This is a genomic window from Candidatus Eremiobacteraceae bacterium, assembly GCA_035295225.1.
In the GTDB taxonomy this organism is placed as follows: domain Bacteria; phylum Vulcanimicrobiota; class Vulcanimicrobiia; order Eremiobacterales; family Eremiobacteraceae; genus JABCYQ01.
In genome coordinates this window covers 70,688-96,828 of the sequence record DATGJI010000025.1, presented here as the reverse complement: position 1 = coordinate 96,828, position 26,141 = coordinate 70,688, and the positions used below count along the sequence as shown (strand labels likewise).

Genomic DNA, 26,141 nt, shown 5'->3' with positions numbered 1-26,141 from the left:
CATCGTCATCGAGCGCAACACCGGGCTGCAGGAGTATTCGGAGACCGGCACGGCGCTCGACGCGCACGTCTCGCCCGAGCTGCTCACCGCGCTTTTCACGCCGCGAACGCCGCTGCACGACGGAGCCGCCATTTTGCATCTGAATCGGATCGTCGCGGCCGGCTGCGTGCTGCCGCTCTCGGAAGAAGCGACGGCCGGCGAGCGTCGTCGCGGCACGCGCCACCGGGCGGCGATCGGCATCACCGAACAGACCGATGCGATCGCACTGGTCGTGTCAGAAGAGACGGGCGCAATCGCGATCGTTCAGGACGGTCATCTCACCGAACATTTCGAGACGGCGGCCGCCATCGAACGAGCCTTGCGGCTTGTGCTCGCCCGACCCTCGCCCGTGAAGCCGGCGGGATGGGTCGAATCGATCCGCCATATGTGGTCGCGCCAGGAGAATGTCGATGATCGAAGCGTTTAGACGCGATCTCGGCCTCAAGTTCGCGGCGGTGATCATCGCGATCGTGCTTTGGTTCACGTTCAACTACTTGACGACAGGCGAAGCGACGTATTCGAAGACCCTCGTGCTCCCGGTCGCAGTGCAGCATATAGCGTCGGGACTCGTCGCGAGCGTCAACGTGCATCAGGTGACGATCGAGCTCGCGGGCGCGCGGCCGAAGCTCGAGGGTCTGACGCCGGACTCGTTCATCGCATTCGTGGACGCGGCGGGCAAGGGTATCGGCACATATTCCGTCGAGATCTCGACGCGCGGTCCGGCGACCGACAGCATCCGCTCGGTGACGCCCGGTGCGGCTGAACTCATCCTGGATCGTTACGGGTACCGCGTCGTGCCGGTTGTCGTGCGCGATGTTGAAGGAAGCCCGGATCTGCAGGCCGATCTCGAACCGTCAACGGTCACCGTGGCAGGAGCGGCGAGCGCCGTCGCAAGCGTCGTAGCCGCCCAAACGACCGTCGCTTTGCCTGGTCCACATGAATCCGCCGTGATGGAAGTCCGACCCGTCGCCGTGGACGCGCAGTTGACGCCTGTCGCCGGTGTGACGATCGATCCGCCTTTGGTCCGCGCAACGATCACCGTGCGCACAGCCAAGCACCCTGGGATCGGATTGCGCCCATGAATCGAATATTTGGAACCGACGGTGTTCGCGGCGTCGCGAACGAGTTCCTAACTCCTGAACTCGCCTTTAGCTTGGGCCGGGCCGGGGGCCACACGCTCGCGGCGCACGGCGAGCGCCGGCCCGTTCTCGTCGGGCGCGATACGCGCTGTTCCGGCCCGATGTTGGAAGAAGCGCTGAGCGCCGGCATCTGTTCGGTCGGATTGGATGTCTGGAAGCTTGGGATCGTGCCGACTCCCGGCGTCGCGTATCTGACGCGTCATCTCGGCGCCGCCGCCGGCGTCATGATTTCGGCGTCGCACAATCCAATCGAAGACAACGGCATCAAGTTCTTCGCAGCAGACGGGTGCAAGCTCGCGGATGCTCTTGAAGACGAGATCGCTGACCACGTCGTCGCGCACGAACGATTAGCGCGGCCGACCGGCACGGAAGTCGGTACGATTTTGGATCGGCGCCGAAGCGTAGGCGCTTACGCGAAACACTGCGTGAGCCTCGGCCGTGACTTGGGGCGAAGAACGATCGTCGTGGACGGCGCATACGGCGCCGCTTACGACATCGCGCCAAAGGTTCTCGCGCGGTTGGGCGCCACGGTCGTGCCGATACACTGCCGTCCGGACGGGCGGCGCATCAACGTGCGTTGCGGCGCCACGGATCTCACGGCGCTGCGCGAGGCTGTCATCAGCAGACCCGGAAGCGTCGGCGTCGCGTTTGACGGCGACGCCGATCGGGCGTTGTTCGTGGACGAGCAAGGCGCGACAGTGACCGGCGATCATATCCTCGCGATGTGGGCCAAAGATCTCGCGCAATCCGGGCAGCTGCTCCACGACACGGTCGTGGCCACGGTCATGAGCAACGTCGGCCTTGAGATCGCGCTGCGCGAGATGGGCGTGCAGATGCTGCGGACGGCAGTAGGCGACCGCTATGTGCTCGAGGCGATGCAAGCCGGCGGCTATCGTCTCGGCGGCGAGCAGTCTGGGCACGTCATCGATCTTGCGGCAAACTCCACCGGCGACGGCATCGCGACTGCGGTTCGCGTCCTCGGCCTTGTCGCTGGCGGCCAAACGCTCGCATCCCTTGCATCGATCTTGAAGACCTATCCGCAAATCCTCATCAACGTGCGCGTGAACGACAAGGCTCGAGCCGACGCTGATGACGGCGTGCGCGAAGCTGTGGCGCGCGTGCAGAGCGCGTTGGAAGGACGCGGTCGCCTTCTCGTGCGGCCGTCGGGCACAGAACCGCTGGTACGAATCATGATCGAGGGGCAAGACGAGATCGAGATGCAGCAACTTGCGGAAAGCATCGCATCAAAGATTCGGGCCTCTCAGAGTCCGTGATTCGGGACGGGCAGGACGTCTCGTCGAACGGTTGAAGCTTGCCGACAGACGTGGACGCTGTCGGCCGACCTGCTGAAGGGGCCGACGTCAGCCGCCCCAAGTGACGCACCTCATGGCCGAAATCGCGGCCTTCAGGCTACACTCGTAAGGAGAGTTCGACCGGAATTTAAGCACCGGACGTTACTCATTGTTACCAGCGGATTCGCACCCATGCGAAGCCGCATCCATTCGCCGAATTCCGCGCAGGCCGTGCATCGATCTGCGTGAGGAGCGGGGGACCCAGGTCCTCTAGGGGTGAGTCCGCGCCAGGGCGGCGCGGAGGCGCACTTTCAGCGCTAACCCGTCAGCTAACCCCGCAGGCGTTGAAAGGGAACCGTTGTTCAAGCGGCTCGCTCTCTACCTCGTCGTGGTCTCCGCAGCGTTTTCTCTTGGTCAGCCGGCATTTGCATGTCCGGTGGTTCGGCACGCCATCACATACTCGGTTTCGTCCGGCGACTCGCTCTGGAGCATCGCGTCTCGCTTCGGCAGCTCGGTCGCCACGCTCGAGCGGCGCAACGGCTTGTCGGATACCAGTATTCTGTCGCTTGGCGAGTCCATAACGGTCGGTGACCGGTACTCACGCCCCGCTTGCATCTCTCCCACGCATCGGGAGAAGACAGCGGCCCGAACAGCGACGCATCGCAGCCAAAAAGCGATGCATCGCAGCCGAACCGCGAAGTCCGGACATGTCGCCGCCGTCTCGCCGGTCGCCGGGCGTCAAGCTTTGTGGGCGGCCACGCACGTCGGGTCGCTGCCGATGTTCGGTCTCACGACGGCCGTTGCGATGGAGCAAGCACAGCGTGCTCTTGCGTTCGACGCACGGATCACCGCGACTGCGATGCGATTCCTCGGGGTTCCGTATTCGTGGGGCGGCACGTCGTACGGCGGGGTCGACTGCTCGGGGTTCGTCTGGGCGGTCTTTGCGAAAAACGGCATTGACCTCCCGCGCATGGCCGATGGGCAATTCGAAGCCGGTCGCCATGTTCGCGTCGCCGATCTCCGACCCGGAGACCTCGTGTTCTTCCAGACCTACGCCCCCGGCGCATCGCACGTCGGGATCTATCTCGGCGGAGGCAGATTCGTGCACGCGTCGTCGTCCGACGGCGTTCGCATCGATCAACTCGCCGAGGATTACTACGCAGAGCGGTTCATCGGCGCTCGCCGGCTTACGGGAGTGTAGGCCTCAAAGAACGGCGGAAGTAGATACCAAAGAAGCCGGTCAGACGCACCGGCTTCTTTCTTGCTGCGGTGCATCGCTTGATGCTACAAGGAGTACGCGGGCGAGCGATCGGGTGATGCCGCGACGCGGTGTCGGGAGAGGTCGGCGACGAGCGGCATGGACCCAGGCCCATAAATGTCGTCGAGCCCGAATCGCCGCAGCCACCACATCGCGCGGTCGATCTCAGCCTGCGTGATGTGCTGTCGCCAGTCGGTGACGAGGTTGCCGCCTCTGAGAACGGCGCTAGATTCTCCGTCGCGCGACACACGCGCTTGCACCGACGGAGCCGCCATGCGGGTGAACACCCGATCGTGGATGGGCCTGCCCAAGTACGAGAAGAGACGCGGGATCTCTTCGTGCGGCTCGGAGAGAATGCGCTCGTAAAAGGCGACGAACACTTTCTTGCCTGCGAGCTGACGCAGCGCGACATAGTAGTTCGCGCACCAGGCGAGCAGATGGTCGTCGACGTCGCGCGAGACGGATTGGATGTCGGCGCGGAAAGGCTCCAGATGGTCTTCCATCAGCTGCGGCTGGGAAAGGATCTCTTTTGCCGCGTTGCTGTGCCAGCGAAGCCTGAGAAGAGAGTTGAGCACAGCGCACGGATGCCGTATGAGCAGAACGATGGGCATCTCTGGCCAGTGAGCGTGGATCCAGCCGATCATCATCAGACTGCGGACATCTTTGATGATGCGCGGCCCGGCGACGATGCGGGTGTTGTATGCGCTGATCCACGGATTGCGGATGCGGCCTTCGAATATGTCCGCGGCCGGCTTGACATAGCGAGGCGAATCGTCGGTTGGACGAAGATATTGCCAGGTATGGAAGTGGGCGACTTGCGGCACGTTCCGGTTATGAAACGGTTCGTACATCGAACGAAAGGAGCCGTCGAAATTGATGATATCGCTCAGCCACGTCGTGCCGCTGCGCTGCATAGCCGCGATGAGAATCGAATCGCGATGGTGATCGCTCGTATTGATGAAAAGCTGTCCACGCAGCGTGCGCAGCCGGTTCGAGAGGCCTTTCAGCGTCGGCATCGGGGCGCGATCGAAGAGACGTGGGCCATCACAGACGTATTGTATGAGCCCAACCTTGCTGATTGATGAACGCAGGATGGGAATGTGATGGACCGACCGATTCGTAATCGGTTTGCTGAACGGCAAATGAATGAGCTGATCTCTCTAGCCCCACACACGGCACTCCAGAGAGTGCCCGGCTGTAGCGTTTAGGGAGTTAGCTTAGAGGAGCGACTCGAAACGGCGGCAGAACGGGTGAGCAAAATCTCAGCGCATCGCATTTGTCGTAAAGATCCGACCGCCTCAACGTTTCAGAATATCACAGCTTTGTCACAGTCCCAGTTCTTGGCATTGCATCGGAACAAAAATATCCTCGCGGCGGCGGGAATGGCGGTCGTCGCGGCGCGATCGGGTCCGTTCAGACGACTGTCACCCTCCTGTCGGGATCGCCGTGATCCTCCGGGCCCGCTTTGAACGGAGCATCGGGTCCTCTGCCCCCAACGAGGACATCGGCCGACCCGCACGGGATATGGTTTATCGCGCGTACTGGGGCGTAGCCAAGCTGGTAAGGCAGCAGACTTTGAATCTGCCTACCGTAGGTTCGAATCCTACCGCCCCAGCATAAGCCTGGCATCCATCCTCACTCATCCAGCGGCTAGCGACGGACGTATACCAATCGATGGGAAGACCCAGCTGACGTGGATCGTCCGAAGCCGGCCGACGAAACGCTGATCGCGGCGCTCGCCGGCAACGAGCTCGACGCGCTTGACGTCCTGTACGACCGCTATCACCGCGTTGCTTTCTCGATGGCGTACCGCGTGCTCGGTGACCGGCTGGCCGCCGAAGACGTCGTGCAGGACGCGTTTCTTTCCGTCTGGCGCCAAGCACGCTCGTTCCGAGCCGACCGCGGCAGCGCGCGGACATGGCTTATGGCAATCGTCCACCATCGCGCGATCGACAAACTGCGCTCGCACGCGAACATGCCGAACTTCGTGCCGCTTGAGGTCGTGCAACAACGCGAATCGGACGCCCCGGGTACGTGGGCGCAAGTCTGGTCGTCGCTCAGCGGCGATGTCGTGCGCAGCGCTCTGGAGCAGCTTCCGGCAGAGCAGAAGAAGAGCATCGAGCTCGCGTTCTTCTCAGGCTACACACACGTCGAAATCGCAGGTCTCATGGGCGTGCCGCTCGGGACCGTGAAGGGCCGCATGCGGATCGGATTGCAGAAGCTGAAATCGATGTTGGACCGCCCTGAGGCCGGGGTCACAGGCGCATGATGGATCACGATGCCGTCGTAGAGATCTCCGGCGCGTACGCGCTGGATGCGGTCACCCCGGAAGAAGCGAGCGCTATCGAAGCGCATCTCGCCAGCTGCGAGGCTTGCCGATCGGCGATCGCCGAAATGCGCGGAACCGTGCAGCTGCTGCCGTTGGCATGCGAAATCGCCGAGCCTTCGAACGACCTAAAAAAGCGGATCGCGGACTACGCGCGGGCCGAACTGCGTGCAGGCGGAAGGATCCGGCGCGCCGCGACGATGGATCCTCGCGGAGCCTCGAAGCTGCGCTGGTGGACGGCTGCCGCCGCGGCGGCGGTGATTCTTTGCGGATTCGGCTATGCCGTCGGTGCGATGGGCGCGCGAGCGGCGGCCGAAAAGAATATGGCCGAGATGAAACGCGAGCAGGCGCTCGCGCACACGACCATGGACCTAGAACGGCGCCATACCGCGGCGATCCTTGCCGACGACAAAGTCGTGCACAGCGTCGTCGCAGACATCGCCCACGGCAAAGTATGGGAGATGAGCGGCGGCAGCGGCGAGCATTGGTGGCACTGCGTGCTCGCTCAGCCGCCGGGGCAGCGAAACGCAACGCTGGTCGGCGTTGTGCCTGCTGCGCCGCACGGCATGAAGTATCAGGCGTGGATCATCCACAAGGGGAAGGTGCACCGCGCGGGAGTGATGCCGACCGGTGTGGCGATGGTGAACATGCCGATGCCGGTCGAGTCGGGCGACGTCGTGGCCTTCACGATGGAGCCGCCGGGCGGGAGCGATAAGCCGACGATGCCGTGGGTGATGCAGCAGGTCCTATAGGCGCGCCATAGAGGCGCGCCCTACACGGCGACGTCGATCGCGCGCTCATCGATGGGAACATAGACGACGCCGCGGTTCCCGACATAGTTCGCGCGCGGCCGGATCAACTTGTTATCCTCATACTGTTCCATCACGTGCGCGCACCATCCGGCGATTCTGCTCATCGCGAAAACGGGTGTGAAGTATGCGGTCGGTATGCCGAGCGTGTGGTAGACGCACGCACTGTAGAGGTCGACGTTCGGATACAAACCCCTACGTTCCCAGACAGCCCGCTCCATCGCCTCGGTCATCGCAAACCATTTCGTGGAACCGGCGGCAGCACCGACGGCGCCGGCAAGCGCTTTGAGTTCGGTGGCTCGCGGATCGTACGCTTTGTACACGGCGTGACCGAACCCCATGATCTTGTCGTGCGCAGCGAGCTTTGCGTCGACCCATGCTGCGACGCGGTCGAGGTCGCCGATCTCGATGAGGTTGTGGATCACGCCTTCGTTGGCGCCGCCGTGCAGCGGGCCTTTGAGTGTGCCGATGGCCGACGTGATCGCGCTATACATGTCGGAGAGCGTGGCGGAAGTGACGATGGCGGAAAACGTCGAGGCGTTCATGCCGTGGTCGGCGTGAAGAACGAGCGCAACGTCCAGGACTCGCGCGGCAGAATCGCTTGGCGTCTGCCCTGTCATCATGTAGAGGAAGTTCGAAGCGGTGTCGAGATCGCGCCGCGGTGCGATGGGCTCACGGCCGTTCGCGATGTGATGGAACGCTGCGAGGATCGTGGGGAAGATGGCGGTCAATCGAAGCGCCTTCTCCATCGTCGCGGAGCGCGACCTATCGTCGACCTTGTCGTCGAAGAGCGCGAGGGCGGACACGGCCGTGCGCAAGACGTCCATGGGCGCGGCCGCTGGGGGAAGCGAGCGGAGCATATCCTGGATGACCGCCGGCAGTTCTCGGCGAGCGCTCAGTTGCGCGCGGAATTCGTCGAGGCTGGTGCGGCTCGGCAGCACGCCGTACCATAACAGATACGCGGTCTCTTCGAACGTCGATTCTCGTGCGAGATCGTGGATATCGATGCCGCGGTAGATGAGCCGGCCTTCGTCGCCGTTGATGGATGAAAGCCGCGTGTCTCCGACGACCGCGCCTCGAAGGCCCGCGTCGGCGTTGCCGTTTTTCGAACCCGATTCCATTCGTGGTCTCCCTGCGCATGATATTCCCACGTACGTGGTATTCCCGCGCAAACGGTGCTACATTCGCCGCACGGAAAACGGGCAACTCCCAGGTCCGAATCCGGCAAGTGCGGTAAAAGTCGTACGCCGCGAGACGCCACAATTGTCGCGCAGCTCACTATGAGGATCGTTATGCGGAAAAAAGTGACCATCGTCGGCGCCGGCAATGTCGGCGCTACAACTGCGCACTGGCTAGCCGCCAAGGAGCTCGCCGACGTCGTGCTGGTGGATGTCGTGGAAGGCGTGCCGCAAGGCAAGGCGCTTGACTTGCAGGAGGCGCTGCCGGTCGAGGGATCGGACGTCACAGTGACCGGCAGCAACGATTACGAGTTGACCAAAGACTCGGATATCGTCGTGATCACCGCCGGTCTGCCGCGCAAACCCGGTATGTCGCGCGACGATTTGCTCAAGGTGAACGCGCAGATCGTCGGAAGCGCCACGGAATCTGCGGTCAAACAGTCGCCGAATTGCATCCTAATCATCGTCACGAATCCACTGGATGCCATGTGCGAGGTCGCACGCCAGAAGAGCGGTTTTCCGCGCGAGCGGATTTTAGGAATGGCCGGCGTCTTGGACTCGGCGCGGATGGCCGCGTTCATCGCGATGGAACTCAAAGTGAGTGTCGACAACGTCTACGCTGCGGTTCTCGGCGGTCACGGCGATCAGATGGTGCCGGTGCCGAGATACTCGACGGTCGCCGGAGTGCCGATCACGGAATTGATGGACGCCGCGACCATCGCGAAGATCGTCGATCGAACGGCCAAGGGCGGCGGCGAGATCGTCGCGCTGCTCAAGACGGGCAGCGCCTACTATGCGCCTGCACGAGCGATCACCGAGATGGTGGATGCGATACTCCGCGACAAGCATAAGATATTGCCGTGCGCGGTGCGGCTCACGGGCGAATACGGGCTGCGCGACCTCTTCATCGGCGTTCCGTGCAAGCTCGGCGCCGGCGGCCTCGAGGCGATCGTCCAGCTCAAGCTGACCCCCGATGAATCCGCGGCACTGACGCGCAGTGCTGCAGCGGTCAAGGAGCTTGTGGACGCCCTTGGCGCGATATCCGGAGCCCCGCAGCCACATTAAGGATACGTCCTACGGGACAGCGAAGGAGCCGCGGGCGTCTTGTGCGCCGGCGGCTTTGCTTCATCGCGGGCGCGACCGATGACAATGTAAGGTAGAACGAATGGAGCTCCATTCTTGAAGCGTGCCGTCACCACCATCGCCCAGGCGCGGCGTAAGTTCCAGCGCGGGAATCTCCACGTCTCCGTGGTCGTGCGCACCGACGATGGTAAGGTGGCGAGCGGCGACGCGCGGGACGTCAGCGCCGGCGGTCTGCGCCTCGCAACGGCTGACAAGATCACGGTGGGAGCGAAGGGGTTCGCGCAGCTGGCGCTGCCCGGCGGTCAAGTCGTGCGCGCGGCGATTGAAGTCGTATGGGATGACGCCGGAGAACGCGGTCCGGAATACGGCATCCGCTTCCAAAATCTCGGCTCGACCGAGCGCTTCGCGATTCTCGAAGCGATCTACGCGCCCGGCTCGGAAGAACGCCCGAATCTTCGGTCGGTTGAAGCAGCCGACGGCCCGATGGGCAATCAGCCGCTCAGCCCAGCGCATCACGCGTATTATCTGCGACTCATGCGACGCATGGAGCAGGCCCACAAACTCAATCCGGCAGACACCGACCGCATCCTGTTCGCGCGATTGTATCAGGCGCGCAGCTTGCGCGACATCCTCGTGGACTTCAACATCACGCCGCACGCGCAGCTCGATGACTTTCTCTCGGCTGTGTTCGGCGTGCCGTTCGTCGATCTGAATCGCACGCGCCCCGAACCGAGCGCATCGGATGCGATTCCGGTGGGCATCGCCACGAGCCAGTACATCATTCCGCTTTCGCGCAAAGGCGACAAACTCGTCGTGGCCATGGCCGATCCCGCGGATCTGCCCACGCTCGACCTCATCCAGCTTCGCGCGAAGAAGGACATCGAGGTCCGCTTTGCGCTGGTCGAAGACATCGAAGCCGCGATCAACAACGTCTATCACGGCGCAAACCTGCATTCCGCCGATAGGCTCATCGACTCCGTCGCGGCGGACAAGGCGCTCGCCGAAGGCTTCGGTGAGGGCACCGATGTCGAGGATCTAGAGACGCTGCGGCGTCTCTCCGACACGACGCCGATCGTCACGCTTGTCGATTCGATCTTACGGAGTGCCGTGGACGACGGCGCGAGCGACATCCACCTCGAACCGTTCGCCGAAGGCATCACCGTCAGATTCCGGTTGGATGGTGTGCTGCACGAGATGCGCCGCCTGCCCAAGAACGCGTACGCCGCCGTCGTGTCGCGCATCAAGATCATGACGCAGATGGACATCACGGTCCACCACGTGCCTCAGGACGGACGGGCTTCCATCCGTTTCCAGCGCAAAGAGTTCGACTTGCGGGTCTCGTCGCTGCCGACGGTGTTCGGCGAGAAGATCGTCGTGCGGCTCCTCGAGAAGAGCCCGCAAGTCAAAGACCTCAAATCCGTCGGCTTTAACGACCAGAACTACGCGGCGTTCGAACCGCTTTCCAAGCGTCCTTATGGCATGATCCTCTGCTGCGGTCCGACCGGGAGCGGCAAGTCGACAACGCTGTTCGCGTGCCTTCAAGAGATCAATGATGGCGCCACCAATATCACGACGGTAGAAGACCCCGTCGAATATCGCGTGCACGGCGTGAATCAGGTCGAGGTCAACGTCAAACGCGGCTTGACCTTCGCGGCAGTGCTCCGCTCGCTCTTGCGCCAGGATCCAGACGTCATCTACGTCGGTGAGATCCGCGACCGCGAGACGGCTGATCTCGCGGTGCGTGCAGCCCTGACGGGGCATCTGCTGCTCTCAACACTGCACACGAATTCCGCCGTCCAGGCCATCGCGCGCCTCGTCGACATCGGCGTCGATCCGGCGATGATCGGCTCGTCGCTCATCGGCGTCGTGGGCCAAAGGCTTATCCGGCGTATCTGCACGCGCTGCAAGGAACAGTACGAACTGCCGGATGATGAACAGCTCGTCTTGCAAGAGCTGCTGCCGCTTGTGGCACCCACGTCGCTCTGGCGCGGTAGGGGCTGCGCGGCCTGCCATGACACGGGCTACATCGGACGCATGGCGGTGCACGAAGTCATCGTGGTGGACGAAGGCATGCGCCGTCTGATCGCTAAGGGCGCGGATTCGAGCCAACTGCTCGACTACTGCGCGGCGCACGGTTTCAGCGATCTGCGCGACGATGCGATGCAGCGCCTCCTTGATGGCGACACGACGCTGCGCGAGGTCATGCGCGTCACGGTTTGATTTGTAGGGCGAGCCTTTAGGGCTCGCCGGCGGACCGTAAAGGTCCGCCCTACATCAGGAAACGCCAAAGGTCCGCACGCTCCGCGGCGACAACTCTTCGCCATAATGGCATCAGACCGCACGTTCGGCTTTCGCACACGCGCGCTCCACGCGGGTACGCAGCCTGACCGCACCACCGGCGCACGGGCGCTGCCCATCCACATGACGTCGAGTTTCGTCTTTGAATCGGCAGAAAAGGCAGCTGATCTCTACGCGCTGCGCACCTACGGCGATATCTACACCCGCATCTCCAACCCCACGATCGCGGCTTTCGAGGAGAAGATCGCGAGCCTTGAAGGCGGACTCGGTGCGATCGCGACCGCCTCAGGGCAGGCGGCGCAGATGGTCGCGTTTCTCACGCTAGCGCAACACGGCGATCACTTTGTCGCCGCGGCCGATCTCTATGGCGGCACGATCACGCAGCTCACGGTGACGCTGAAGCGGCTGGGCATAGAGACCACATTTGTGCCGCACGGCGACCCTGCAGCGATGCGCGCCGCGGTCAGGCCGAACACTCGGGCGATGTATATCGAGACGATCGGCAATCCCGGCGGTCGCGTTGCCGATCTGCGGCCAGTGGCAGATGCGGCGCATGATGCCGGCGTGCCGCTCATCGTGGACAACACCTTTGCCTCACCATATCTCTGCCGGCCCATCGAGCACGGCGCGGATATCGTCGTGCATTCCGGTACCAAGTTCATCGGCGGCCATGGCACGGTGATCGCCGGAGTGATGATCGAGTCCGGCAAGTTCCCGTGGGCCTCCGGACGGCATCCGCTGCTCTCGTCGCCCAGCCCAGGCTATCACGGACTTGAGTTTGCCGAGACGTTTGGCGAATACGCATACCTTATGCGCGCGCGGGCTGAGGTGCTGCGCGACATCGGCGCCTGCATCTCGCCCATGAATGCGTGGCTCCTCGTGCAGGGGCTCGAGACGCTAGCCTTGCGGATGGAGGGGCACGTCAAGAACGGCCAGCGTATCGCGGAATTCCTCGCGTCACACGCCGACGTCGCCTGGGTGAAATACGCAGGCCTGCCCGACAATCCGAGCCATGCGCTCGCGCGCCGCTATCTGCCGCTGGGGTCGGGCTCAATCCTCACCTTCGCGCCGCGCGGCGGACGCGCGGCTGCGGTCGCCTTCCTCGAAGCGTTGCAGCTGTGGAGCCACCTGGCAAACGTCGGCGATGCGAAGAGCCTTGTGATCCATCCGATGTCCACCACGCATCAGCAGTTGACAGAAGAAGAAGCGGCAGCCGGCGGCATCACGCCGGACATGATCCGGCTGTCGATCGGCTTGGAAGATGCCGACGACTTGATCTGGGATCTCGAGCAAGGATTCGCGGCTGCGCGACAGCATGCCGGCGCGGCTGCGCGGTGATTCTCTCCGCACCGTCGCAGCTGCGTGATCTCATCACATCCGCTCGGCACATCGCGGTCGTCGGCGCGAGCGCGAGCCCGCTCCGAGCGAGCAATTTCGTATATAAATATCTGCGGGCGCATGGCGTCGACGCGTTGGGCGTCAATCCGGCGACGCCGGACATCGACGGCGTGCCGTGTTACCCATCGCTCTCGGCCTATGCGGCAGCGCAAGGACCGCCCGATATCGTCGACGTCTTCCGAAAGCCCGCAGACTGCCCGCAGGTCGCACGCGACGCGGTCGCAGCCGGGGCTAAGGCCATCTGGTTTCAATACGGTGTCGTCAACGAGGAGGCCATCAAAATCGCCGACGATGCCGGTCTGAGCGTCGTCGTCGATCGCTGTCTGAAGGTCGAACATGCACGCATCGCAGGCGGCCTGAGCATGGCTGGCATGAACTCAGGCCGGATCTCTGCGAGGCGAAGTTAGGACCGAGGTCGGCGGAGCGCCGGAGTCTGCGACCTAGGTGTAGCCGGGTGGGAAGATGTAGACCGGCGGCGGCACGACGGGTGAGCCGACCTCGAGCGTGATCTCCATGTACGGCGCGAAGACGATGGTTCGCGGATCGACCGATTCCTGAACGCCGTTGATAAAGACGGTTATCGGGCCGGTATAGCCCGCGACGTTTGACTGATTGAGCGGTTCTCCCCAGATGTAGAAGTAGTCGTGCAGCGTGTAGGACCGCAGCACCGGCGCTTCCATGTGCAAGATGCCGGTTTCATCGTGGGTGTGCAGCCAGTACGTGCAGTCGGCCTTATGCACGAAGTGCCCCGTGCCCGGATTCTTCATGCCCGTGCCGCGTGGAATCGCGTACTGCACGCCGTTGACAAAAAGCGAAAGATGCACGTGATGATGGAATATCTCGTTGACGACCTTCTGACAGGGGATGCCGTTGACGGTCTGGCCTTGGCCGCCGCTCTTCGTGTCGCCCTCGGGAAAGACGTCGATGCCCACGGTCGTACCGGGCACGAGCTGGATCGGCGAAGCGGTGGCGGTCGGCTCTGCCGACCGATGCAAGATCGCACGATTCTGGGCGTGCCCCGCGCCAGGAAGAACCGCGTCTTGGCTGCCGCAGGCTGCGACGACGAGCGAAGAAGCTAAGAAGAATGCGGAGCCCGCGAGAGTCAGGCGTTGGCGCGTATCAGACATTGCTGCACCCCTTGAATGAGCAGACGACAAGTGCAGCCTTCTTGGTCAGTGCGTCCCCGTCACCCGTCGGTCTCGCAAGCAAAGTGTGCTATCTGGCGCACTTCACAGAATCTTCACAGAACGGCATATGCTAATAGTTCGGAGCCGGCGGGACGAAGCAGAAGCCCAGCGACGCTTTGAACGCCGTAGCGATGCATCGCTTCGCGACCTTGACGAGACCGGGACTGCTCACAACAACGGCGGCTGCATTGCTTTAGCCGGCTGAGCCCAAGGCGGCGAGCTCTGCGAATATCGCCCGTTCGACGTCGCGCCGATATAGCTTGTCTTCGTCAAACATGTACGTCGGCGCGTGAAAACGGATGCCCTTGACGGAGTGATCCCGGATTTCGTCGATGTCGACGGCCACACCGCCGCAGGGAAAGGGCGCGGACTTCAGGAGCGGGAGCCGGATGGTTGCTATGCCGCGAGCGGCAATGACAAGATCGTCGGCAAGTATCTCGAAAGCGACAAGCGGGCTGCCCGCAGAGATATTGATATACGCAGAACTGCGATGATCGAGCGCGATCGCGATCGTTCTGGTTCCGATGGCGACCACCCAGGTGCAAAGTGCGGTTGCCGGGATGCCGCGAGGGGAGACCGTCGCCAATACAACGGCAGTTCCACCGGCGAGCGCCGCATGCATCGCGCGCCGTAGATCATGCTCGACAGAGCCGGCTCCTGACGGGTCTGATGCCACGTCAACGACACACGTTCATGAAGTGACGAATCAAGTCACCTGCGTCTCCCGCATAGTGGCCGGTCGCCGAATCCTCGATCCGCGGCGCCGGTGAGCCCCAATCCGGCAGAAGCGGGCCAATCCCAAGCGCGTTATCTTGCGGGCGCATCGATATATTTTCGACCGTGCTCGAAGGAATCCCCGACTTCCCCAAACAATCATTTGGGGAAGTGAAAAACACCGCAAAAGCCGTGCCGGTCATCGAGGAATTCTCGGCCTATATACGGCTCGAACGCGGCCTTTCGGGGCGGACGGCGCAAGAGTATTCGCGCGATATCGACGATTTCGCGCGTTTTCTCGACAAAGAACGCTCGGAAAAGCTCTTGATCGGCGCGTCGCTGATCGACGCTCGCAAGTACGTCATGACGCTGATGGGCCAGCGGCGCTATACCGCGCCGGCGGTTCGTCGGCGGATCGCATCGCTACGGTCCTTTTACAAGTTCATTGTTCGGTCTGGTAAGCGGTCGGACAACCCCGTGGTGGATCTGGCGCCTCCCAAAGAGCCTCGGCGGCTCCCGAAGGTGCTGTCGGAACGTGAGGTCGGCAAGTTCCTCTCGGCCAAGGTGAATATCGATGACGAGTTCCTCTTCTCCCGCGATCACGCGATCTTTGAGATGATGTACGCGGCCGGCGTCCGGATCGCCGAACTTGTCGGGTTGGACATGCAAGACGTCGACCGAGAACGCCGGCTCCTCAAAGTCACGGGCAAGGGCAACAAGCAGCGCATGGTCTTGATGAACAAGACGGCCGTCAGGGCGTTGAACCGATACTTGAATTGCCGGCCGCACTGCGCATCCCAAGCGCTCTTCATCTCCAAGCGCTGTAATCGGCTCACCGCCCGTGCCGTCCGCTACCAATTCGCGGCGTTCAAGAAATCAGCCGGCATCGAGCGCGCCGCTTCGCCGCATACCCTGCGTCATTCATTCGCCACGCATATGCTGGAACGCGGAGCCGATCTGATGGTCATCAAGGAGCTGCTTGGCCACGAGAACTTGAGCACAACGCAGATCTACACGAACGTCTCCATGGAGCACGTCCGCCAGACGTACGAGGATTCGCACCCGCGCGACAAAGAGCGCTAAGGCATTCGGCGGAACACCGGAACTTGGAACATCGCATCGTCTAGCGGCACGTTGACGCGAAGCTGATCGTACCAAATGACTCCGTGAACGGACGTGCCGTATAGGACGTTCCTAGCGAATGCGGGGAATTCGAAGCCGTAGGGTCCCTGAAGGAGTGGAGTGTTCCGGTTCCAGTCAACCGTGCCGTCTGCGAGCGGCCCGATATGGATTTCCCGCAATGATTTTAGATCAAAATACTTGCCCGCCGTTCCGCAATGGGCCGTCGTGATCTCAACGTACAGCGCCGGGGCTCCGCCGATCATCGACCAATTCGCATATCGTTTGGTTGCCGGCCAGCGGCTCGGGAACCAGTCCGGGTTGCTCAGCCAGATCATAGGGCAGTCTTGCATCCATTCGTGCGGACCAAGCGGATATTCGTAACCGGTCGGATACGCAAACCAGCCGCGGCGGCCGTCAAATCCCGACGCGTATGATCCCGACTCATCGTAGTACTTCGTGACCGTGACGCTCATAGTCGGCGCCTTCCAATATGTCGAGATAACGCCGCGTTGGTTCCCCAATGTAACGGTGCCCGATGCGATGAAGGAATGAATCAGTCCGAGCCGGTGCCGCGCTGCCGGGTTGTAGATAGCCGCGATGATCTCGGCAGGCGTCGAAGCGCGCGGCTTTGCAAGGCCAGCGCTCCCCGTGAGGAGCATAAGCGCGATCGCAGCGGCGGCAGTTCGTCTCACTATCGACCGCCTTGGTGACCTACCGCAAGTGAGCGAGCATGAACGCGGAGGACGCGTTGTAGAGCTGTAGCATGTGCGCGAACAGAAGGCTCTCCTCGTGCGTCTCGTTTGGGATCACGAGCTGTTCGACTTCCACGCCCTGCGCGCGGAGCCGCTGCGCCAGATCCAGACCTTGCGAGAACGCGACGTTGCGATCGTCATCGCCCTGCGAGAGAAAGACCGGCGAGCGCCACGACGCGAGCGACGCGATAGGGGAGCTATCGTACGCGAGCTGCCGCTGTTCGGGCGTGCCGACCTGATGACCATCGTTCCAGTCGATCCAAGTGGCCCAGTTGTGCACGCCCGCGAAATCCGCACCGACTTTGAAGATGTCCGAATTGCGCGCGAGCCCGAGCGCTGTGAGATAGCCGCCGTAGGAGAGTCCATAGATTCCCATCCGTTTAGGATCGACGTCGGTTCTCGTCTGAAGGAACCTCGCGCCTGCGACGACGTCCTGGTACTCGGAGGCCCCTTGCGCGCCGGCGTGCGGGGCCATGCGGAAATCGTGTCCGTACATGATGCCGCTGCGGTAATTGATCGAAAGCACGACGCAGCCATGATTGGCGTAAAACTGGTTTGATTCGTAAAGGTTGCTGTAAAATTCTAGGTAGTGAAAACCGGGCAACATCTGGCGCTCGGAGCCGCCGTGATCGAAGACGATCGCGGGATGTACGGCCAAGCCGTCGTTCGGCACGAAGAGCTGCGCGTGGATCAGCAGCCCGTCTGGCGCGTGAAACGTGACGAGCTGCGGCTGAACGAGGTCCGCCGCAGGATAGTCGCTTGGGACCGGAGCCCCGCCGAGCGATCGGGCTGAACCGAGCGGTGCTTCTTCTTCTTCTACCGCGGTCGGATATCGGAATCCGGCGTTGACGAAGGCCAGCCCGTTTTCGCGTATCGGAGCGGGCGCCCACTGGTCATCTGTGCCCGATGTCAGCGCTTGCGGAGCAGACCCGTCAAATGCCACTTGCCATAGATGGCGACGGTCGATGTCGCCCTCGTTCGTCGCGTAGGTAAGCACGCCGTTTCCCGCCCTCTGGGTCACCGACTCTACTTCGAACTGACCTGGAGTGAGCAGACGCGCCTGACCGCCCGAAACCGGAACCGCGTAGAGATGACGCCAGCCATCGCCCTCCCAGGGAAAAGCTATTTGACTGTCGCGCGACCAGAACAATTGCGAATTGTCGTCGAGAGGGTAGAACTGCCAGCCGGCTCCTGTGTTAGCCGTCCAAACCGCCCGCCCGCCGGAGCCGTCATTCCGAGTGACCCAGATCGACCACGGCGCTTCGGGGCCGAGAAAATAGTCCGAATTGTCTTCGCGAAGACCCGGCATGCGGACAAAGGCCAGAGAAGATCCGTCGGGCGACCATTCCGGGTTATCGTCTGAGTTGAATCCCGGTGAGGCGTACGAAATCGCGCGCCGTCGGACGTCGTAGATGGCAACGAACGAGTGGTCGCCGCGGTCGTTCACGAAGGCTATCAGCTGCGCGCTGGGAGACCAACGCAAGCCCCGCACGCTGCCGCGAATCGTAAATGCTTGAGCAGCGGCGGCGACGCGCAGCATCGCCCCCTGTCGCTGGATACGTGCCAGCCACATCTGGCCATGACTCACCCACGCGATGCTGTCGCCGTGCGGCGAAACCGCAGGTTGGCCGCCCAGACCCACGTGAACGGGTTTTCCCCCCTCGAGATCCAGCAGCCAGACGTCTTGGGTGGGCGGCGTGGCGAGCGTGGCCGGGTTGGCGATCTCGCCTTGGCCGTTCGGATCGGTACCGCGCACGTAAGCAACGCCGCTGTCATCCGGCAGAATCGACAGGTTGCTGAGCACCTGCCCATCGTCGCTGAAGTACGAGCTGATCCGGCGCGTGGACCCCGAAGCGTTGAAATAGATGTTCCGCAGTCCGCGCTCGTCTACCGTCCATGCGATCGCATTGCCGTCGGATGAAGCGGTGAGATTGTCGACGAAGGGCGCCGAAAGAATCGCCTCCATCGTGAACTGACGCGCGGGCACTGCCGAGGCGGGCTTCACTGCGGCCGCGGCCAAAATCACTCCGAGCGCGATGGCGAGTCTTCGCATCGATCTTTCTCCCCGTATGTGGTATGACGACTATGATTGCGACAAAGCCGACCATCGGATACTCCGACTTCGAAAAGGTCGACATTCGGATCGGCCGCATCACTGCGGTCGAGGATTTCCCCAAAGCGCGCAAAGCGTCTTTTAAACTCACGATAGATTTTGGGCTGGACGTCGGTGTTCGTCGATCGAGCGCGCAGATCACCGCGCGCTACACAAAGGAGGAACTCGTCGGCAAGATCGTCGCCGCCGTTGTCAACTTCCCAGCCAAACGGATAGCCGACTTCGAAAGCGAGGTTCTCGTCCTGGGTGCTGCCGACGAGGAATTCGAGGTGATTCTCCTGTCAACAGACCGACGGGTGCCTTTGGGAGCGAAAATATTCTAAAAGATTTGCGTCAAACGCCGAAGCGATAATGGACAGCGAAACCTCTTAGGACACCAATTGAAACTGGAAAGCCGATAATGCCATCTCGGAGTTTGATTCCTCTGCTTTGCTGCGGAACGATTGCGTTGCTGTCCGCCATGCCATTTTCGGTTCGGAGTGAATCTAGACTAGGCACCAAAATAACGACACATCTCGAAGTCGCTACCGATAATGAAACGTCGAATCAGGCCGCAACTTGCGATATATCTGCCCAGCCGTACACCATATACTATATGCGAGCGCTTGACCTCGAGAGGACTCAGTCTGAGACGCTAAGCGTTGAATTCCTAGTTACTAATAACACCGATGATACGATCCAATCATTTTCTGGCTCGGCCCTAATCTCAACGAAGGGCCTTTCACGCTCGGAAGGCGCGGTTGCCTTTATCTCAATCCCCCCTGGCAAGAGCAAGATACTAGACGTCAAATTGATCTTAAATGGGGACGCCGAAGCAACAGCGGTGTTTCAGGATGCGTCGCTAACGCAAATAAAGTATACATGGACAATGAGCAAGATAACATTTTTAAACGCGGGAACAATAAACTGTTCACAATGAATTCAGTCGTCCTCCGGCGTATCGCTCGCCCCGATTCGACGCGGTCCCGCTTAAGGTGAAGCCTCAGTTCACGCTCATAAAAGTCCAACAAAGCCGCATTCGTCGATACCAAGGCGACAACTGCAAGCGGGAGCGCGGCGTCCCTCGACGAATTGCCCGCCATGAAAAAACAACTTGCGGCAGCGCTCGCTCTGAGCGCAGCCATCATTCTCGTATGTGGCGGCACGAACCGGGCTCTTGCGGCTACGGCGCAGCCGTCCGATCACCCCAATGCCATGGAAGCAACCTTTGTCGCGAAGGCGACTGCTGATCTTCAACGTCTGTACGGCACGACTGCTCAGGCGGCTGCCGCCGGCTATTTCCGTTACACCGACGAGGATTCGACCGGTGCCATCAGCTGGGTGAATCCGAAATACTTCAACAGCGACGAGACGCATCCGAGCCAGTTGTGGTACGACGTCAAGGGCCGCCTGATCGGCGTGGATTATTCGGTGGTCCGCAACGGCGCTAAGCTGCCGCCCTCCAAGTGGGGCCTATTGCCCGCGCGGTGGTTCGACTTCGGCGCGCACGTGCACTACGGTCTCGTGAAGCCGGTCGGGGGCTCGAACTTCGGCTACGTCACCGTCAAGAAGATGGCCGCTGCCGGCGGATCGCCGACGAACCCGACGCGGGCCGACATCGTGAAGGCGGGCAAGGCCAAGTCCGTCTCCGATGTGACGTTTGCATTCGCGTTTCCGGATCTCTGGGACGTGGAGTTCTGGACCGTGCCGAATCCATCGGGTGCGTTTGCGACGAAGAATCCGGCCGTCAAGCCGTCTCCGATGGCTGCAAAGCAGATGTAGTCGGAAGCGACCCTTAGTTCACGTGCGCTGACGCCCCGTCTAAACCGCGGGCGCGCAGCGCGCGGGCATTCCGTCCGATAGCGCCGCCTGAGGTTACTCCGGCGGCGTTCGCCGCTTGCAAGTGCGCGAGGGCGTCGGCTAGCGTCGACGTGACCGCCTTCGAATGCGCTCTGATCGAACCCACGACGCTGTGCGTCGTCGCGTGCGCGATTCGGTGCGCACGAGCGCGGAACAAGAGGCAGGCGTAGTTGACCAAATGGCCCGGTTTCGCGGATTCGTGCCGCTGTTTGAGCGCCGGCGGAGCGAACGCCGTCTCGGTCGAGGCGTGCGTTGCTGTCGCCGAAGGTGCCGCAGCAGCGAGCGCTTGCGGCGCGACCGCAACGATCGGTGCGAGTTGCGCTTCTCCCGCCAGCACCGCGAGCAGAACCGCGCAGGCAGCCCAACTGGCACCGACCGCGATCCCAGGAGGCACGAAGTGCGCACGATGCAGCAGGCGCTCGACGCGAATGAAGATCTGCTTCCGGGTGACAAAGGCTCCGAGCGATGGCAGATGGAGCGGACGCTTCAGCGATGCGATCTCGGCGAGCCGCGCGAGACACGTCGCGTAAGGCCGCGCGCGACCGGTCACGGCAACCACCCAGTCGTCGCATGCGATTTCACGCTCGACGCTCATCTCGCGGGCGATGAGGTGCACGGCTGGACTGAAGAAAAGCAGCGCTTCAGCGGCCTTTTGCGCGAGGTTCGTCCAGTCATCACCGCGCTGCAGGTGCGCGAGTTCGTGAAGACAGATCTGATCGATCTCGTCGTCGCTCAGCTCTCCGATGAGATGTTCCGGCATCACGATCGCTGGGTGGAGCAGACCGATCGCGAGCGGCGTTTCGATATCTTGCGAAACGAGCAGGCGTGGTATGCGTCGTTTTTCAGCCCCGCTAAGCCATGCGGTGAGCTTCATCTGGTAGCGCACCGGAAGAGGCGTCGCCCGGTCCTTTATCCGCTGCAGTTTCATGTGTCCGATGATCAACCGGACGATAAACACCGTTGCCAGCGCATACCAAACCACAAAGAGCGCGAGCGCCCAATCGGCCGGCACCGAAAACAACGCTGTCGTCGCGGATGGAGCCGCGGGCATCGCCGTCGCCATTGCGAATAAGGAGAAGCGGTGGCCGGGAAGCGGATCCAACAGCGCGATGGCGATAAGAGCGGCCGACCAGATGCCGTAGCGGGTCGCTGCGTTGGCTCGCGGCAACAGTCTCACGGCGCCCCACGCGAATAAGGCGACCGGCAAAGCGTAGACGATGCCGGCCAGCAGTGAAACCGCGCTTTGCCTTGCGATCGCCTCGGCGACCGCGAGACTCGGCCCGATCATCAGCGCGCCTCGCTAGCTTTGATGAGCCGCTTTAGGCGGTCAACCTCCACCGCGTCGAGCTTCTCATTCTCCAGCACGTTGAGTGCGAGCAGACCGGGTGAGTTCTGGAAAAAGCGCGAGACGAGCTGCTTGACTGCGCTGCGCTGCGCCGCGGAGCGGTCGACGATCGGCGAGTAGACAAAAGCGCGACCGGACTCGTGATGCTTGACGTATCCCTTCTGCTCCAAGATACGCATCGTCGTGAGAACGGTGTTGTAGGCGAGCGTCTGTCGCACCGGCAGCGCGTCGACGACGTCGCCGACCGTCGCTTCGCCCTTCTCCCACAATATGTCCATGAGGCGAACCTCCGCCTCAGTGAGCGTGCCCGATTTTTTGCGCGCCATCGCCGGCCTCCGTGCTACAAACTAACAAATTAGTATTGACGACCGTGCCGCCTAGGTCCTGCGTCCGCCGCCCGCTCCTTCTTCTGCGCATGTCGCCGCCGCAGGGGGAACTCGGGCCGGGGTTCGAATGGTCGGCTCGAGCAACTAATTCTACAGGAGTCGTTTCTTACTCGCATGATCGCCAGCCGTACGGTGCGGAGTGCCTTTATCGCCGCCGCAATCGCCGCGGCGCTCTCGGTGTTCGCCGTTCCGGCGGCCGCGTCGGTGAACGCCGGCGTCTCGACCACCGCGGTCCAAGGAACCCCCTCGAGACCGCTCGACCCCTCGCTCAGCGATCCGGCGTGGCAGAAAGCGCTCACCGCCACCGACTTTTTCGACCTCACGACCCGCCGGCAGGCGCCCCTCGTAACCACAGCCTACGTTTTGTACGATGCGCAGAATCTGTATGTCGGGTTTCGCTGCGAGCAGCCGGGCGTCGAGATCCACGCCGAACAGACGACGAACGGAGTCGGCTTCGGCCAAGATGATTTCGTCGGCATCGGCCTCGATCCGTCAGGCGACAGCAGCCAAGTCTACTATTTCGAGACATCGCCGAGAGGCGTTCGCAACCAGCAGTCGAGCGAATCCACGCGCTTCGATCCGCCGTGGCAGGCAGCTGCAACCGTATCGGGTTCGACGTGGTCCGCCGTCATGGTCATACCTTTCAAGGTGCTGCGGGCCGGCGGCGGGCACGCGTGGCGCCTTTCGTTCGTGCGCGGCGTCGCCGCCGTCGGGGAACACTACACGTGGGCTTACGACGGATTGATGGCTGACGGCCAACCGCCGAATTACCCCGCATTCACCGATGCGCGGTTCTGGCCGACGCTGACCGGGCTGACCATCAAGACCACAGCGGCGCGGCCGCAGCCGCGCGTCGAACTGTACGGACTTGAGAGCATCGGTAAGGATCGGCTGCAGTTCCAGCAGGCGAGCGGTGTTTTCGCGCAACAGAGCGTCCGCAACTACGGGGTTGATTTCACCTACCCCATGACCAACACGATCGCCGCGGTCGGGACTCTCGATCCGGATTTCTCGAACGTCGAAGTCGATCAGCAGACGATCTCACCGCAAGAATTCCGCCGCAACCTCACGGAATATCGGCCCTTCTTCGCTCAAGGCGCGCAGTATTTCAATCCGGATCAGGCGCAAGCCGCACTCCTTTCCGGAAACCAGACCTTCTACACGCCGAACTTCGGACCGTTCGACCGCGGCTTCAAGATCGAGGGCACCCAAGGGCTGAACGCCATCGGACTTTTGGAAGCACGCGGTTCGAATCTCGACGGCAGCGTTTTTGACGATACGGCGTTTGGGCTTCAGCACGCGTTGCCCGACCGAACCCTGTCGTGGTGGATGGACGGCGTGCTTGCGAATCACTTCCTACCCGGTCAGCTTTTTCCGGGCAACGACACGACGCTGGAAGCCGGCTTCAAAGGCCGTGACAACGCGACGGGCTTCGTCTACGCTTTTGACGACGCTTTTGAGGATCGCCTCGCCCCCTCGAGCCAGTTCGCCATCGGACCGGGCATCGGGCATCAACTCGAGGGGTTTGTGGATGTCCACAAGCCGTCGTTCGAGTGGCTCGCGGGTTATCAAGATACCAATCCGTTCTATGCGCCGGCAGATGGATTCACCACATCTCCGGATCTGCGCGGCCCGACCGGTATCATCGATTTCGTCGCAAATCCCGGCGGCGCGGTCAAGAACATCAACGGCTTCTTCGGTGCAGACCGGTTTCTAGCGCGAAATGGCGACGTCCACGAGAACGACGCGTTCGGCAACGTGAACGTGACGCTGGCGGATCTCTTCTCCTTCGGCGTCACCCAGCAGACGAGCGGCTTCCGCTTCTATCAGTTGCCATACCCGCTGTACTCCGGCGGCACCACGCTGCCGTTCGACTCTACGTCCATCAACGTCGGGTATCGCGACGGCACGCCTGCGCCTATCGACATCTCGTACAGCGGCGGCCCATTCGGGAACGCGGGCGCGCTATTCACGACGGCGCCGACGACGTTCTTTCTTCACCAATTCACGTCGAGCACGTCGCGACCGCTGAGTCAGCGATTCAATCTGCAGCTCGAATACGACGGCAACACCGAACGATTTCCGGACGGGCAAGTCCTGACGCAACAACTTCGGCGTATCGGCATCGGAGAATCGTTCGGCCCGAACACGAATGTCTCGATCGCGCTGCGCGACATCGGCGGCGTAGGCGGGTTCGCCGCGCCAGGCGTGAACCTCGCGGTCGGCTTTCACGAGCGATTTCAGACAGGCAGCGAACTATTCGTGAACTACGGCACCCCGGCGGCCGGGGTGACGCTCGACAGGCTCATCGTCAAATACGTCTTACGGATCGGCGGCGGCGCGGGTACGTAAGGGTAGTCGCTAGGTCTTCACCTGGAGCCCGAACGACGGCGTGCGCGTACCGTTCCCGAAGAAGATGTTCCGTTCACCGTAGAAGAGCTGCAGGCGCTGGCTCAAACGGACTTGACCGTAGAGATCGAATTTCGGGTGCTTCGGGTCGTACACACGCGCATCGATGCCCAATAGTCCGTTCGGATCGACGACTGCTTTGAAGCCGAGCGTCGAGTAGAGGATGCCGCCGGATAAGGTCAGGCCGGAGGACCTCGCCGAATCGATCAAAAGGTCGTACTTGGTCGAATAGCCGAGATCGTCCGCGCCGATCGTCGCGTGCATCGGCAGACGCGGCAGGAGGGTGATCGCGACGTCGCTCGCGGGGCCGCCGCCGGCGTTGCTCCACGTCTCGCGCACCTGCGCCGTCGCCAACACGAAGCCGCCGCCGCGGCGCCGCATGAGTTGCGGCGGCAACGCCGGTCCGTTCGGACCCGGCGACGCGTTCGGCCCCGGCGAGCCGAGCGGAGCGGGAAGGCCTTGGCGAGGCGGCCCTTCTCCTCCAGGTTGTGCGGCGGAGAAATTGCCGAGCAAATCGTCGGCGCGGGCGATAGCCGTGGCGAGATTTCCAACGGCGCCCCTCAGATTCGACTGAACCCTCGGATCGCCCGTGATGCTGTGGATATCGCCGGCGATCGCCTTGAGCTGGGCCGTCGCGTCGGCGACGTTCGCCGCGGTGGAAAGCAGGCTCTTCTTCAGCGACGGATCGGACGTGATCTCCGCCAGCGCCTTCATGCTCTGCTGCGCGCTCGCAGAGGTCGCCGCGAGGTTGCGGATCATCTCATTGAGCTGGGTGCGATTTGAGGCGACAAGTCCGCGCACATCCTGCGAGACACCGACGAGGTTCTGACCGCCTACCGCGATCACTTGATCGACCTGGGCGATGGTCGCGTTCAGCTCTCCGGCCAGCTGCTGCAGCGTGGCGTCGGTATGGATGACGAGGGCATCGCTGTGCAGCGCAAGTTCGTTGAACGTCCGAACGATCCGCGGCAGTTCGCGATTGACGACCGCGAGCGTCACGTCGAGTTCTTTGAGCCTCGCCTGTCCGGCGCTCGCGAGGTCGGCGAGCGACGGCGGGAGGGTTCCGTTTGGCATCTGCTCTTCGGGAAGGATCCGGTGCGGCAGAGGAGTTGCATCGGCAAGGTTCTTCGGCGGATAGATCTGCACCGACGACTGCCCGGTGAGCGTCGTCGTGATGACGAACTGCGATTCGCGATAGATGGTGTTCTTATCGTTGACGTTGCAGATCACAGCCGCCGTTTGATCCGGCAGCAACTGGATATCCGTGACGGCGCCTACGTCGACGCCGGCAAGCTGTACGGCGGATCCGATCTGCAGGCCGTTGGTGTTCTGAAAATGGACCGCCATCTGATAACCTGTATGCTGGAAGTTCGAGAGCATGTAGTAGACCGCCACGATGCCCGCCAGCGCGAAAAGCGTGAAAAGCCCAACCTTGACCTGACTGGACACTACTA

At 62.2% G+C, this 26,141-nt stretch carries 23 protein-coding genes, 1 tRNA gene and 1 riboswitch; of the genes, 15 read left to right on the top strand and 9 right to left on the bottom strand.

Translation table 11 applies throughout. The annotated features are described in order from the left end of the window. From VKT51_04740 to VKT51_04725, 4 genes are all read left to right on the top strand, one after another. A partial coding sequence (locus VKT51_04740; GenBank protein HLJ83459.1) for a DNA integrity scanning protein DisA nucleotide-binding domain protein occupies positions 1-466 on the top strand: 466 nt, incomplete at its 5' end. Beyond that, positions 450-1,121 carry a hypothetical protein gene (locus tag VKT51_04735; GenBank protein HLJ83458.1) on the top strand — a complete coding sequence of 224 codons (672 nt, stop codon included), beginning with the start codon at positions 450-452 and terminating at the stop codon, positions 1,119-1,121. The genes VKT51_04740 and VKT51_04735, both read left to right, overlap by 17 nt. After that, complete coding sequence (glmM, locus tag VKT51_04730; protein ID HLJ83457.1) at positions 1,118-2,452, top strand: phosphoglucosamine mutase; 1,335 nt, start codon at positions 1,118-1,120, stop codon at positions 2,450-2,452. The genes VKT51_04735 and glmM overlap by 4 nt, the downstream gene beginning before the upstream one ends. Before the next feature lie 219 nt (positions 2,453-2,671). Beyond that, positions 2,672-2,828, top strand: a riboswitch (cyclic di-AMP (ydaO/yuaA leader). Further along, complete coding sequence (locus VKT51_04725) at positions 2,829-3,671, top strand: NlpC/P60 family protein (protein ID HLJ83456.1); 843 nt, start codon at positions 2,829-2,831, stop codon at positions 3,669-3,671. Between the two features lie 83 nt (positions 3,672-3,754). Here the strand turns inward: VKT51_04725 and VKT51_04720 are convergent, their stop codons facing one another. Then, complete coding sequence (locus VKT51_04720) at positions 3,755-4,744, bottom strand: sulfotransferase (protein HLJ83455.1); 990 nt, start codon at positions 4,742-4,744, stop codon at positions 3,755-3,757. A gap of 526 nt (positions 4,745-5,270) precedes the next feature. Between VKT51_04720 and VKT51_04715 the strand changes: the two genes are divergently transcribed. The 3 genes from VKT51_04715 to VKT51_04705 all read left to right on the top strand — a co-directional run bounded on the left by VKT51_04715 (position 5,271) and on the right by VKT51_04705 (position 6,806). After that, a tRNA-Gln gene (locus tag VKT51_04715) sits at positions 5,271-5,343 on the top strand. Positions 5,344-5,421: 78 nt separating this feature from the next. Further along, the gene (locus VKT51_04710) at positions 5,422-5,997 is read left to right on the top strand and encodes a sigma-70 family RNA polymerase sigma factor (protein ID HLJ83454.1); all 576 of its coding nucleotides are present in this window, start codon (positions 5,422-5,424) and stop codon (positions 5,995-5,997) included. Beyond that, complete coding sequence (locus VKT51_04705; protein HLJ83453.1) at positions 5,997-6,806, top strand: anti-sigma factor; 810 nt, start codon at positions 5,997-5,999, stop codon at positions 6,804-6,806. Before VKT51_04710 ends, VKT51_04705 begins: the two co-directional genes overlap by 1 nt. A 20-nt stretch (positions 6,807-6,826) precedes the next feature. On the opposite strand, the gene VKT51_04700 is transcribed toward VKT51_04705, so the two are convergent. Continuing rightward, on the bottom strand, positions 6,827-7,984 hold the full coding sequence (locus VKT51_04700) for a citrate/2-methylcitrate synthase (protein ID HLJ83452.1): 1,158 nt from the start codon (positions 7,982-7,984) through the stop codon (positions 6,827-6,829). A gap of 171 nt (positions 7,985-8,155) precedes the next feature. On the opposite strand from VKT51_04700, the gene mdh reads away from it, so the two are divergent. The 4 genes from mdh (at position 8,156) to VKT51_04680 (ending at position 13,227) form a co-directional block, all read left to right on the top strand. Continuing rightward, positions 8,156-9,106: a malate dehydrogenase gene (gene mdh, locus VKT51_04695; protein ID HLJ83451.1), complete on the top strand. Its 951-nt coding sequence runs from the start codon at positions 8,156-8,158 to the stop codon at positions 9,104-9,106. Between the two features lie 114 nt (positions 9,107-9,220). Continuing rightward, complete coding sequence (locus VKT51_04690; protein ID HLJ83450.1) at positions 9,221-11,344, top strand: ATPase, T2SS/T4P/T4SS family; 2,124 nt, start codon at positions 9,221-9,223, stop codon at positions 11,342-11,344. Positions 11,345-11,449: 105 nt separating this feature from the next. Beyond that, the gene (locus tag VKT51_04685; GenBank protein HLJ83449.1) at positions 11,450-12,760 is read left to right on the top strand and encodes an O-acetylhomoserine aminocarboxypropyltransferase/cysteine synthase family protein; all 1,311 of its coding nucleotides are present in this window, start codon (positions 11,450-11,452) and stop codon (positions 12,758-12,760) included. Next, entirely contained in the window at positions 12,757-13,227 is a 471-nt protein-coding gene (locus VKT51_04680) for a CoA-binding protein (protein ID HLJ83448.1), read from the top strand. Before VKT51_04685 ends, VKT51_04680 begins: the two co-directional genes overlap by 4 nt. 33 nt (positions 13,228-13,260) lie before the next feature. Here the strand turns inward: VKT51_04680 and VKT51_04675 are convergent, their stop codons facing one another. Together VKT51_04675 and VKT51_04670 are read right to left on the bottom strand one after the other, a co-directional pair. After that, positions 13,261-13,947, bottom strand: a complete 687-nt coding sequence (locus tag VKT51_04675) for a hypothetical protein (GenBank protein ID HLJ83447.1) — start codon at positions 13,945-13,947, stop codon at positions 13,261-13,263. Between the two features lie 253 nt (positions 13,948-14,200). Next, positions 14,201-14,683 (bottom strand): hypothetical protein, encoded by a 483-nt coding sequence (locus VKT51_04670; GenBank protein HLJ83446.1) that lies wholly within the window; start codon positions 14,681-14,683, stop codon positions 14,201-14,203. Between the two features lie 164 nt (positions 14,684-14,847). On the opposite strand from VKT51_04670, the gene xerA reads away from it, so the two are divergent. After that, positions 14,848-15,804, top strand: coding sequence for a site-specific tyrosine recombinase/integron integrase (xerA, locus tag VKT51_04665; GenBank protein HLJ83445.1), 957 nt, complete (start codon positions 14,848-14,850; stop codon positions 15,802-15,804). On the opposite strand, the gene VKT51_04660 is transcribed toward xerA, so the two are convergent. After that, a complete protein-coding gene (locus tag VKT51_04660) occupies positions 15,801-16,535 on the bottom strand; it encodes a hypothetical protein (GenBank protein HLJ83444.1) in 735 nt (244 codons plus the stop codon). The genes xerA and VKT51_04660 overlap by 4 nt on opposite strands. 19 nt (positions 16,536-16,554) lie before the next feature. Next, positions 16,555-18,648: a prolyl oligopeptidase family serine peptidase gene (locus VKT51_04655; protein HLJ83443.1), complete on the bottom strand. Its 2,094-nt coding sequence runs from the start codon at positions 18,646-18,648 to the stop codon at positions 16,555-16,557. Positions 18,649-18,680: 32 nt separating this feature from the next. Between VKT51_04655 and VKT51_04650 the strand changes: the two genes are divergently transcribed. After that, entirely contained in the window at positions 18,681-19,031 is a 351-nt protein-coding gene (locus VKT51_04650; GenBank protein HLJ83442.1) for a tRNA-binding protein, read from the top strand. Between the two features lie 757 nt (positions 19,032-19,788). After that, entirely contained in the window at positions 19,789-20,469 is a 681-nt protein-coding gene (locus tag VKT51_04645; GenBank protein HLJ83441.1) for a hypothetical protein, read from the top strand. Between the two features lie 13 nt (positions 20,470-20,482). Here VKT51_04645 and VKT51_04640 read toward each other — a convergent pair whose 3' ends face one another. After that, a complete protein-coding gene (locus VKT51_04640; GenBank protein ID HLJ83440.1) occupies positions 20,483-21,835 on the bottom strand; it encodes a M56 family metallopeptidase in 1,353 nt (450 codons plus the stop codon). Continuing rightward, positions 21,835-22,218: a BlaI/MecI/CopY family transcriptional regulator gene (locus tag VKT51_04635; protein HLJ83439.1), complete on the bottom strand. Its 384-nt coding sequence runs from the start codon at positions 22,216-22,218 to the stop codon at positions 21,835-21,837. Before VKT51_04635 ends, VKT51_04640 begins: the two co-directional genes overlap by 1 nt. Before the next feature lie 174 nt (positions 22,219-22,392). On the opposite strand from VKT51_04635, the gene VKT51_04630 reads away from it, so the two are divergent. Further along, entirely contained in the window at positions 22,393-24,630 is a 2,238-nt protein-coding gene (locus VKT51_04630) for a hypothetical protein (GenBank protein HLJ83438.1), read from the top strand. A 9-nt stretch (positions 24,631-24,639) separates the two neighbouring features. Here VKT51_04630 and VKT51_04625 read toward each other — a convergent pair whose 3' ends face one another. Then, entirely contained in the window at positions 24,640-26,136 is a 1,497-nt protein-coding gene (locus tag VKT51_04625; GenBank protein ID HLJ83437.1) for an MlaD family protein, read from the bottom strand. Between the last annotated feature and the right edge of the window lie 5 nt (positions 26,137-26,141).

Bases quoted from the DNA above. Each gene is read 5' to 3' on its own strand.
- mdh (HLJ83451.1), top strand. From the start codon at position 8,156: ATGCGGAAAAAAGTGACCATCGTCGGCGCCGGCAATGTCGGCGCTACA.
- VKT51_04700 (HLJ83452.1), bottom strand. From the start codon at position 7,984: ATGGAATCGGGTTCGAAAAACGGCAACGCCGACGCGGGCCTTCGAGGC.
- VKT51_04675 (HLJ83447.1), bottom strand. From the start codon at position 13,947: ATGTCTGATACGCGCCAACGCCTGACTCTCGCGGGCTCCGCATTCTTC.
- VKT51_04705 (HLJ83453.1), top strand. From the start codon at position 5,997: ATGGATCACGATGCCGTCGTAGAGATCTCCGGCGCGTACGCGCTGGAT.
- VKT51_04720 (HLJ83455.1), bottom strand. From the start codon at position 4,744: ATGCCGACGCTGAAAGGCCTCTCGAACCGGCTGCGCACGCTGCGTGGA.
- VKT51_04655 (HLJ83443.1), bottom strand. From the start codon at position 18,648: ATGCGAAGACTCGCCATCGCGCTCGGAGTGATTTTGGCCGCGGCCGCA.
- VKT51_04645 (HLJ83441.1), top strand. From the start codon at position 19,789: ATGAAAAAACAACTTGCGGCAGCGCTCGCTCTGAGCGCAGCCATCATT.
- VKT51_04630 (HLJ83438.1), top strand. From the start codon at position 22,393: ATGATCGCCAGCCGTACGGTGCGGAGTGCCTTTATCGCCGCCGCAATC.
- VKT51_04650 (HLJ83442.1), top strand. From the start codon at position 18,681: ATGATTGCGACAAAGCCGACCATCGGATACTCCGACTTCGAAAAGGTC.
- VKT51_04685 (HLJ83449.1), top strand. From the start codon at position 11,450: ATGGCATCAGACCGCACGTTCGGCTTTCGCACACGCGCGCTCCACGCG.
- glmM (HLJ83457.1), top strand. From the start codon at position 1,118: ATGAATCGAATATTTGGAACCGACGGTGTTCGCGGCGTCGCGAACGAG.
- VKT51_04635 (HLJ83439.1), bottom strand. From the start codon at position 22,218: ATGGCGCGCAAAAAATCGGGCACGCTCACTGAGGCGGAGGTTCGCCTC.
- VKT51_04640 (HLJ83440.1), bottom strand. From the start codon at position 21,835: ATGATCGGGCCGAGTCTCGCGGTCGCCGAGGCGATCGCAAGGCAAAGC.
- VKT51_04735 (HLJ83458.1), top strand. From the start codon at position 450: ATGATCGAAGCGTTTAGACGCGATCTCGGCCTCAAGTTCGCGGCGGTG.